Below are 8,466 nucleotides of genomic sequence, written 5' to 3' on the forward strand. Positions count from 1 at the left end.
GCTCCTGGACGGCACCGATCTGGTCGTCGTACGTCTCCTGGGCGGCGTACGCGCCTGGCAGGACGGCCTCGACCAAGTCATCGCCACCGGGCGCCCGGTGGTCGTCCTCACCGGCGAACAGGCCCCTGACGCCCAGCTGATGGCCGCCTCGACCGTCCCCATCGGCCTGGCCGCCGAGGCCCACGCCTACCTGGCCCACGGCGGCCCGGACAACCTGGAACAGCTGGCCCGGTTCCTCTCCGACACCGTCCTGCTGACCGGTCACGGCTTCGAACCGCCCGCCGCCGCGCCCTCGTGGGGTCCGCTGGAGCGCACCGCCCGTGAGGTCGGGGGACCGACCGTCGCGGTGCTCTACTACCGCGCCCACCACATGAGCGGCAACACCGCCTTCATCGACGCCCTGTGCCGGGAGATCGAGGACGCCGGCGCCCGCCCGCTGCCGCTGTACGTCGCCTCGCTGCGTACCCCCGAGGCCGAACTCATCGAGGAACTGCGAGCCGCCGACGCCATCGTGACCACGGTCCTCGCGGCGGGCGGCACCCGGCCCGCCGAGGCCTCCGCGGGCGGCGACGACGAGTCCTGGGACGCGGGCGCCCTCAGCGGCCTCGATGTGCCGATCCTCCAGGCGCTCTGCCTCACCAGCTCGCGCAGCGACTGGGAGGACAACGACGAGGGTGTTTCCCCGCTGGACGCCGCCAGCCAGATCGCGGTCCCCGAGTTTGACGGCCGTCTGATCACGGTGCCGTTCTCCTTCAAGGAGATCGACGAGGACGGCCTGCCCGCCTACGTCGCCGACGCCGAGCGCGCGGCCCGCGTCGCCGGTATCGCCGTACGGCATGCGCGCCTTCGCCACATCCCGGCCGCCGACAAGCGCATCGCGCTCGTCCTTTCCGCGTATCCGACCAAGCACTCGCGGATCGGCAACGCGGTGGGCCTCGCCACCCCCGCCAGCGCCGTCGCCCTGCTGCGCAGGCTCCAGGAGGAGGGCTACGACTTCGGCACCGAGGAGGTGCCCGGCCTGGTCTCCGGCGACGGGGACGAGCTGATCTATGCCCTGATCGAGGCGGGCGGCCACGACCAGGAATGGCTCACCGAGGAGCAGCTGGCCCGCAATCCCGTGCGTATCCCGGCGGCCGACTACCGCCGCTGGTTCGCGACGCTCCCCGCCGAACTGCGCGAGTCCGTGGAGGAGCACTGGGGTCCCGCGCCCGGCGAGATGTTCGTGGACCGGTCACAGAACCCGGAGGGCGACATCGTCCTTGCCGCCCTGCGCCGCGGCAACCTGCTCATCCTCATCCAGCCGCCGCGCGGCTTCGGCGAGAACCCGATCGCGATCTACCACGACCCCGATCTGCCGCCCTCGCACCACTACTTGGCCGCCTACCGCTGGATCGCCGCCTCCGCCGACGACAACGGCTTCGGCGCCGACGCGATGATCCACCTCGGCAAGCACGGCAACCTCGAATGGCTGCCCGGCAAGAACGCGGGCCTGTCGGCGGCATGCGGCCCCGACGCGGCCCTGGGCGATCTGCCCCTGATCTACCCCTTCCTGGTCAACGACCCGGGAGAGGGCACGCAGGCCAAGCGGCGCGTGCACGCCACCCTCGTGGACCATCTCGTACCGCCGATGGCCCGCGCCGACAGCTACGGCGACATCGCACGCCTGGAACAACTCCTGGACGAGCACGCCCAGATCGCCTCGATGGACCCGGCGAAGCTGCCCGCGATCCGCGCCCAGATCTGGACCCTGATCCAGGCCGCCAAGCTCGACCACGACCTGGGGCTCGAAGGCCGCCCCGAGGACGAGGGCTTCGACGAGTTCATCATGCATCTCGACGGCTGGCTCTGTGAGATCAAGGACGTCCAGATCCGCGACGGCCTGCACGTCCTGGGCGGCGCCCCGGCCGGCGCCGACCGCGTCAACCTGGTCCTCGCCATCCTGCGCGCCCGCCAGATCTGGGGCGGCACCGCGTCGCTTCCCGGCCTGCGCGAGGCCCTTGGCCTGGACGAGTCGGCGGCCACCCGCACCCGCGCCGACGAGGTCGAGGAGCAGGCGCGCGCCCTGGTCCAGGCGATGGAGGACGCCGACTGGGCGCCGGAGGCGGTCGCCACGGTCGCGGCGGGCCACCCGCAGGCGGTCGCCGACATCCTCGACTTCGCCGTGCGCGAGGTCGTACCGCGCCTGGCCGCCACGACCGACGAGCTCGACCATGCCGTGCACGCCCTGGAGGGCGGCTTCGTCCCCGCGGGCCCCTCGGGCTCCCCGCTGCGCGGCCTGGTCAACGTCCTGCCGACCGGCCGCAACTTCTACTCCGTCGACCCCAAGGCGGTGCCGTCGAAGCTCGCCTGGGAGACCGGCCAGGCCCTGGCCGACTCGCTCCTGGAGCGCTACCGCACCGACAACGGCGACTGGCCGACCTCGGTGGGCCTGTCCCTGTGGGGTACGAGTGCCATGCGCACCGCAGGCGACGACGTCGCCGAAGCCCTCGCGCTGCTCGGCATCCGCCCGGTCTGGGACGACGCGTCGCGGCGTGTCACGGGTCTGGAGGCGATCCCGGCGCAGGAGCTGGGCCGCCCGCGCATCGATGTCACGCTGCGCATCAGCGGTTTCTTCCGCGACGCCTTCCCGCACACCATCGGCCTCCTGGACGACGCGGTCCGCCTGGCGGCCTCGCTCGAAGAGTCCGACGAGGCGAACTACGTCCGCGCCCACGCGCAGGCCGACCTGGCGGCGCACGGCGACGAACGCCGCGCCACCACCCGCATCTTCGGCTCCCGTCCCGGTACGTACGGCGCGGGCCTGCTCCAGCTCATCGACTCCCGGGACTGGCGCACCGACGCCGACCTCGCCGAGGTCTACACGGTGTGGGGCGGCTACGCCTACGGCCGCGAGCTCGACGGGCGTCCGGCGCGCGAGGAGATGGAGAGCGCGTACAAGCGCATCGAGGTCGCGGCGAAGAACACCGACACCCGCGAGCACGACATCGCCGACTCGGACGACTACTTCCAGTACCACGGCGGCATGGTGGCCACCGTCCGCGCGCTGAAGGGCAGTGCCCCCGAGGCGTACATCGGCGACTCCACCCGCCCCGAGACGGTCCGTACGCGCACCCTGGTCGAGGAGACCTCCCGCGTCTTCCGCGCCCGCGTGGTCAACCCCAAGTGGATCGAGGCGATGCGCCGCCACGGCTACAAGGGCGCCTTCGAGCTCGCCGCCACGGTCGACTACCTCTTCGGGTACGACGCGACGACGGGCGTGGTCGCCGACTGGATGTACGACAAGCTCACCGAGACGTACGTCCTGGATCCGACCAACCGCGACTTCCTCAAGCAGGCCAACCCCTGGGCCCTGCACGGCATCGCCGAGCGGCTTCTTGAGGCCGAGTCCCGCGGCATGTGGGCCAAGCCCGACCCGGCGGTGCTCGAGGCGCTTCGCCAGGCGTACCTGGAGACCGAAGGCGACCTGGAGGGCGAGGACTGAGCACCGGCTGCCCGCCCGGTGAATGCATGAGGCAGGGGCCCCGGCCCGGAACCGTTTCCGGGGCGGGGCCCCTGCCTCGTTCAAGCCGTCGCCGGTGGGGCTACTCCGTGGCCGTGGCCCGGATCGCGGAGATGTCGAACTGGAGCCGTACCTTCTCGCTCACCATGGCGCCGCCCTGTTCCAGGCGCTGGTTGTAGACCAGGCCCCAGTCGGTGCGGTCGATGGTGGTGGTGCCGTCGAAGCCGGCCCGTTCGAAGCCGAAGGGGTCCACGACCGAGCCGAGGTAGTCCAGCTGGAGCTCGACGGGCCGGGTGATGCCGCGGATGGTCAGTTCCCCGGCCATGCGGAAGGTCTCGCCGCCCTCGTGGACCGTGGAGGTGCTGCGGAACGTCATCTCCGGGTGGCGGCGCGCGTCGAAGAAGTCGGCGCCTATGAGGTGGGTGTCCCGCTGTTCCACGCCGGTGTCGACACTGGCGATCCGGATGACGATCTCGGCCCGCGACGCGGAGGGCCGGGCGCCGTCGAAGTACAGCGTGCTGTCGTAGTCGGCGAAGGCACCTCGCACCGTCGTGACCATCGCGTGCCGCACGGAGAACCCGATGCGGCTGTGCGGGCGGTCGATGGTCCACTGCCCGGTCAGCGCGCGCAGCGACGGGTCGAGCTCGGCATCGGAGGGCGCGGGGAATGGCGAACCGGGGCCGACGGACGGCGTCGGCTCGAGGGTCGCGGTCTGGCGACGGCTGAAGATACCCATGATTCGTCGTCTCCTTGGAATTGATCACTCCGTGCTATCACGCAGTCCGCAGACACTGCTCAGCAAGATGAGACGTCTCGTCCGGGTTCCATGCCACTGACTGCAAAGATGCACAGGATCAGCACGGATGTGGATGCACGACTGGGTGGCTCGTCGTCACGGATAGTCATGATGTGCGGGTCTGCGGGCCGCTGGCGCCCCCGCCGAACAGGCGCATACTTGAATTAATTCTGAGGGTCGGAGGGCCAGATGTTCATTCTCGGAATCATCCTCCTCATCATCGGCCTGGTGGCCGGCATCTCCATCCTGTGGTCCATTGGGATCGCCCTCGTCATCATTGGCGCGGCCCTGTGGATTCTGGGTTCCGTCGGTCACGCGGTGGGCGGTCGAAACCATTACTGGTAAGGGCTGCGGTGCGCCGTTCCCGTGGTCTTCGCCGCCCGTGGATTGCGGCGGCAACGTTCTGTTCGGCATGTCCTGAGCGGCCCGCACGGCCCCGGCTCCGCATGCGGACGGCCTGGCCGGGTACCAGGCTGAGCCCGAAGACCTGCTGAACGGAACGGAGTCGGTGCATGGCCGGCGAGGGCGGAGGGCAGCGGACGAAAGCCGCTGTCCCGGGATGGCTGGACCGTGTCCGGCAGTGGTGGCTGCGGGCGCGCGGAACGCCGGGCTACGAGCGCCACACCCTGCTGCTCGTTCTCAAGAGCACGCTGGCCGCGACACTGGCCTGGATCGTCTCCTACTACGTGCTCGACGCCCCGTCCCCGGCGTTCGCCCCGTTCTCCGCGGTGCTGATCATGCAGGTGACGGTCTACCAGTCCCTGCTCCAGTCGCTGCGCTACCTGGGGGCGGTGGCGGCGGGCGTGGCGATGGTCGCCGCCCTGGGGTTCCTGGGCGGCCCTGACCTGCTGACGTTCGTCCTTGTCGCCCTCGCAGGCCTGATCATCGGCCGGTGGCCCGCACTCGGCGCCCAGGGGCCGCAGGTCGCCACCGCCGCGTTCTTCGCCTTCTCCACCTATGCCGCTGCCACTTCGGTCACCGACAAGGTCACCCAGCTCGGGCAGATCATCCTGCTGGTCCTGATCGGCTGCGTCATCGGCATCTTCGTCAACGTCACGGTGGCCCCGCCGATGCGCTATCGCAGCGCCGAATACGGGATCCGCTCCCTGTCCACCGCACTGGGCGACCTCGTGAGCGACATGTACCCGGTGCTGCGCGACGGCGAGTTGGACGAGGAGAGCCTGCGGCAGTGGCGCTGGAGGGCCGAGCAGACCGGCGGGCTGATCACCCAGGCCAAGGACGGCTTCCGCACCGCGGAGGAGAGTCTCTACTTCAACCCTCGCCGACTGCTGAACAGGCACCGCGGCCGGCGCTCCTTCGAGGGGTACGGCGCGGTCTTCGCCGCCCTTGAGCGCTCGCTCTACCAGGTGTCCTCCCTGACCCGCAGCTTGCACGAATGGCACGAGGAGGAGGGAGGCCGGTACGACGACCAGGCTTTTCTCCTGGTGTACGCCGATTTCCTGGAGTCCCTCACGAGGATCTCCCAGGTGCTCGGCGACCTGGACGAGGACTCCCTGGCCGAGCAGGCCCGGCAGATGTGCCGGCTGGCCGACGAGGCACAGGACTGCCGCCGCAGCGTGGCCGACGGGGCGAGCCGGGCGGGCCTCCCGCTGGCCGACCCGGCTCGTCCCTACGGAGTTCTCGTCGTCGAGTCCACCCGCCTCATGGAGGAGTTCCAGCACTGCTGCGACGTGCTCCAGCGGTACGTGGACCGAGACGCGTGATCAGCAATTCCATTAACGGCCGCACAGTATGTAGTCGGCTTATTTCCCCTGCCCTCTTATTCGCAGCATCCGCGCCGCCATTAATTCCGTAAGAGATCCGGTCATGCGATTCGATCTCCCGGTCAGTTGGTTAGGGATTGATATGAGTGGGCACCCCTCACAGGGCAACCAGCCCGTCCCCCTTCCTGGTCCTCCCGGTCGCTTACGAATGGAGCTCCTCATGCGTGCGCTGTCCTTGGTCTGCACCCTGAATTCCTCGCCCACGGCATCCAGCAGCCAAGCGCTGTCCGATCAGGTCATGGCCGAGTTCGACAAGCTGGGCGTCGGGGTCGAGACGGTCCGGGTGGCCGATCACGACGTCCACTCCGGCGTCGCCGCCGATCTGGGCAACGGCGACGCGTGGCCGGCCCTGCGCGAGAAGGTTCTTGCGGCCGACATCCTGCTGATCGCCACGCCGATCTGGCTGGGGCATCCGTCCAGCGTCTGCCAGCGGGTCCTGGAGCGTTTGAACGCGGACATGTCCGAGACCGGCGACGACGGCCGGCCCCTGATGTACGGGAAGGTCGCCGCAGTGGCCGTGGTGGGCAATGAGGACGGCGCCCACAAGGTGAGCGCGGACGTATTCCAGGGACTCAACGACATCGGTTTCACGCTGGCGGCCAACGCGGTCACCTACTGGGTCGGCGAGGCCAAGCACGGCACCGACTACCAGGACCTCGACGAGACACCCGACTCGGTCTCCTCCGCCACGCACGCCCTCGCGGTCAACGCCCGCCACCTGGCCGAGCTGCTCGGCAAGAAGCCCTACCCGGCGCCCTGACGACCCCTCACCGGACCGCTCCCACTCGGGAAACAGGCGGCCGAGCAGGGGATGACCACAAGGACAGGGGCGGCAGATGGAAGTGACGGCCGGGGACGTCGGATATGCCTGCGTGGGGATAGGCGCTCTGCTCGCCGCGGTCCTGCCCAGACTGGTGGCGCGGCAGCCCATGTCGATGCCGATGGTCTTTCTGGCCGTGGGCTTCCTCGTCTATCTGCTGCCGACCGGGCTGCCCGACCTTGACCCCCACCAGCACCGGGCGTGGTTGGAACACCTCACCGAGGTGATCGTGATCGTGGCCCTGATGGGGGCGGGCCTTGCGATCAACAGGCCGTTCGGCCGCAGATCCTGGTCCACCGCATGGCGCCTGCTGTGCATCACGATGCCGCTGACCGTCGTGGTCACCGCCCTCGTCGCCCGGGGTCTTGTCGGCTGGCCGCCGGCCGTCGCCCTGCTCATGGGCGCCGTGCTCGCACCGACCGACCCCGTGCTCGCCGCCGAGGTACGGGTGGGCGAGCCGACCGAGGGCGAGCACGACGAGGACGAGGTGCGCTTCGCCCTGACCGGTGAAGCGGGCATGAACGACGGCCTGGCCTTCCCGCTGGTCCTGGCGGCTCTCGCGATGTTCGCCGCCTCCGAGACGGGCTGGTCGGGGGAGTGGGTGGCCCACTGGCTGTGGAGCTGCGCGTCACGGTCGGCGTGGCCGTCGGCATGCTGATCGGACGGCTGCTCGGCTGGATGTTCTTCCGGGCGAACTGGGAAGCGCTGCGGCTGTCCGAGCACAGGGAGGGGTTTGTCGCGCTTGCGGCGACCTTCCTCTCGTACGGCATCACGGAAGTGCTGCACGGCTACGGATTCCTCGCCGTGTTCACGACGGCCTGCGCGATCAGGTCCGCCGAACGCGCCCACGGCTATCAGGTGGTGATGCACACCTTCATGGAACAGGTGGAGCGGCTGCTCACGGCCGGTGTGCTCTTCCTGGTCGGGGGGTTCATCGCCTGCGGCGGTCTGTCCGCCCTGTCCTGGGGCAGCGCGGTGACGGCCGTCCTGCTGCTGCTCGTGATCCGTCCGCTCACGGGCTGGATGGGCCAGCTGCGGGGCAGGACGACGCGCAAGGAGCGCGCGGTGACCTCCTTCTTCGGCATCCGGGGGATCGGGTCCGTCTTCTACCTGGCGTATGCGCTGGGGCAGGAAGACCTGCGCGCGTTCGAGGAGGAGTTGTGGGCGGTGGTGACGTTCATGGTCCTCCTTTCGGTGGTGGTGCACGGTGCGGCGGCCTCGCCCGTGCTCAGGCGCCTGGACAGATCAGCGGCCCGCTGACGGCACGGGCCGGCGGCGTCTATCCCTCGGGCGCCGGGGAACCCGGCGGTTTGACAGGACACCGACAAAGGGGCAGGCGTGGAGATTTCCGGTCTCATCAGTGCCGTGTTCATCGGACTCGTCATCGGGATACTGGGGCGCTTCTTCGTACCCGGCCGGCAGCACATCGGCATCCTCTGGACGCTGGTCGTCGGCATCGCGGCGGCCTTGGCCGGCACGGCCGTGGCCGCGGGCCTGGGGGTCTCGGACACCGACGGCGTGGACTGGGGCGAATGGCTCATCCAGATCGGCCTCGCGGCGCTGGGCC

Annotated in this window: 6 protein-coding genes and 1 pseudogene; 6 read left to right on the plus strand and 1 reads right to left on the minus strand. The window is 69.9% G+C overall.

Going from position 1 to position 8,466, the window contains the following annotated elements; translation table 11 throughout:
* Window positions 1-3,481: cobaltochelatase subunit CobN (gene cobN, locus ACQKIP_RS32500; protein WP_427744930.1), on the plus strand; the 3,481-nt coding region annotated here is incomplete at its 5' end.
* 100 nt (window positions 3,482-3,581) lie between these two features.
* On the opposite strand, the gene ACQKIP_RS32505 is transcribed toward cobN, so the two are convergent.
* A complete protein-coding gene (locus ACQKIP_RS32505; RefSeq protein WP_365856038.1) occupies window positions 3,582-4,235 on the minus strand; it encodes a YceI family protein in 654 nt (217 codons plus the stop codon).
* Between the two features lie 249 nt (window positions 4,236-4,484).
* On the opposite strand from ACQKIP_RS32505, the gene ACQKIP_RS32510 reads away from it, so the two are divergent.
* The 5 genes and pseudogenes from ACQKIP_RS32510 to ACQKIP_RS32530 form a co-directional block, all read left to right on the plus strand.
* Window positions 4,485-4,640: a DUF6131 family protein gene (locus ACQKIP_RS32510; RefSeq protein WP_365856040.1), complete on the plus strand. Its 156-nt coding sequence runs from the start codon at window positions 4,485-4,487 to the stop codon at window positions 4,638-4,640.
* Window positions 4,641-4,807: 167 nt separating this feature from the next.
* Window positions 4,808-6,019 carry an FUSC family protein gene (locus tag ACQKIP_RS32515; RefSeq protein ID WP_365856042.1) on the plus strand — a complete coding sequence of 404 codons (1,212 nt, stop codon included), beginning with the start codon at window positions 4,808-4,810 and terminating at the stop codon, window positions 6,017-6,019.
* A gap of 220 nt (window positions 6,020-6,239) precedes the next feature.
* Entirely contained in the window at window positions 6,240-6,839 is a 600-nt protein-coding gene (locus ACQKIP_RS32520; RefSeq protein ID WP_365856044.1) for a flavodoxin family protein, read from the plus strand.
* Window positions 6,840-6,915: 76 nt separating this feature from the next.
* A pseudogene (locus tag ACQKIP_RS32525) lies at window positions 6,916-8,159 on the plus strand (cation:proton antiporter).
* Window positions 8,160-8,237: 78 nt separating this feature from the next.
* The coding region (locus ACQKIP_RS32530) for a GlsB/YeaQ/YmgE family stress response membrane protein (RefSeq protein ID WP_427744936.1) at window positions 8,238-8,466 on the plus strand (229 nt) is incomplete at its 3' end.

This window comes from Streptomyces sp. NPDC059900, from assembly GCF_050270335.1.
Lineage (GTDB): Bacteria > Actinomycetota > Actinomycetes > Streptomycetales > Streptomycetaceae > Streptomyces.

What these genes read in the sequence shown, in the direction of transcription:
- ACQKIP_RS32515 (WP_365856042.1), top strand. Translation starts at nt 4,808, where the DNA reads ATGGCCGGCGAGGGCGGAGGGCAGCGGACGAAAGCCGCTGTCCCGGGA.
- ACQKIP_RS32520 (WP_365856044.1), top strand. Translation starts at nt 6,240, where the DNA reads ATGCGTGCGCTGTCCTTGGTCTGCACCCTGAATTCCTCGCCCACGGCA.
- ACQKIP_RS32505 (WP_365856038.1), bottom strand. Translation starts at nt 4,235, where the DNA reads ATGGGTATCTTCAGCCGTCGCCAGACCGCGACCCTCGAGCCGACGCCG.
- ACQKIP_RS32510 (WP_365856040.1), top strand. Translation starts at nt 4,485, where the DNA reads ATGTTCATTCTCGGAATCATCCTCCTCATCATCGGCCTGGTGGCCGGC.